Here is a 560-nt window from a genome sequence, read left to right on the forward strand (position 1 = left end):
GGCTATTATTCCTTTGTTCGTCCCACATCCGAATCATTTGAGAAACTTAGAGTTCTAATTTCGAACCGTGATGTAATGCACATAACCCTGTCAAGTAGACAATAAAAAAAGAGTATTTCAAGCTACGGCCTTTTCTCGGTATTCAACCGGGGAAAGGCCGTTAAATTTTTCTTGAAAGCGATCAGTATTATAGAAGTCTATATACTCCTGGATGACTATACAAGCTTCCTCTGCTGTTTTTGGGCGTACCAAATATAACTTCTCTGTTTTTAAATGCGAGAAGAAACTTTCGATACACGCGTTATCATGACAATTACCACGACGAGAGTGGCTTCCTTGAATACCAAGTTCTTTTACCTGCTTTTCGTATGATTTCGTCGTATATTGGAATCCTTGATCAGAGTGAAGAAGGGCACCCTTTTCAAATGACTTGTCCCTTAACTGATTCAACGTATTATGAACTAATTCAAGATCGTTTCGTGTAGAAACTTCCCATGCCACAATTTCATTATTATACAAATCTAAAACGGCAGATAGGTAGGCAAACGTGTCTCCAATCC

Annotated in this window: 1 protein-coding gene; it reads right to left on the reverse strand. The window is 38.6% G+C overall.

Annotation, left to right across the window (positions count from 1 at the left end):
- Window positions 1-117: 117 nt before the first annotated feature.
- On the reverse strand, window positions 118-560 hold a 443-nt coding region (locus SB775_RS27350; RefSeq protein WP_410864275.1), incomplete at its 5' end, for an IS3 family transposase.

The organism is Peribacillus sp. SIMBA_075 (assembly GCF_046534585.1).